This window comes from Achromobacter sp. 1011811831 (assembly GCF_059760905.1).
The window spans coordinates 1-373 of the sequence record NZ_JCBANG010000224.1 but is presented as its reverse complement, the minus strand read 5'-3'; the positions used below and the strand labels follow the sequence as shown (position 1 = coordinate 373).

General features: G+C 71.8%; 1 protein-coding gene. It reads left to right on the top strand.

From position 1 onward, the window contains the following. On the top strand, positions 1-373 hold a 373-nt coding region (locus tag AC6LJ9_RS30710; protein WP_498150465.1), incomplete at both ends, for a hypothetical protein.

Here is a 373-nt window from a genome sequence, read left to right as displayed (position 1 = left end):
CCAAGGGCAGCATCGTGCTGGCGCCGGACTCGGTCACGGCGGTGCTGATCGATGACGACGGCAGCACGGCGCTGGACAGCCAGCGCAACGCGCTGATCAAGGAGTCGGCCGAGCAGGACCTGCTGCGTTACCGGCAGGCGCCGGGCGCGTTCGACAACCTGTCGCGCCTGTCGGACCGGCGCGACCAGTCGCGCATCGAGATCGTCAGCGGCGGCGACATCCAGTTCCAGGGCGGCTCGCTGGCGTTGGCCACGGGCGGGCAGATCGCGGCCACGGCGGCGCGGCGCAGCTTCGTGGCGCAGGGCGCCGAGCTGGACGTGGCCGGCGCGGTGGGCGTGCGGATCGCGATGGCGTCCAACAGCGTCAAGATCAA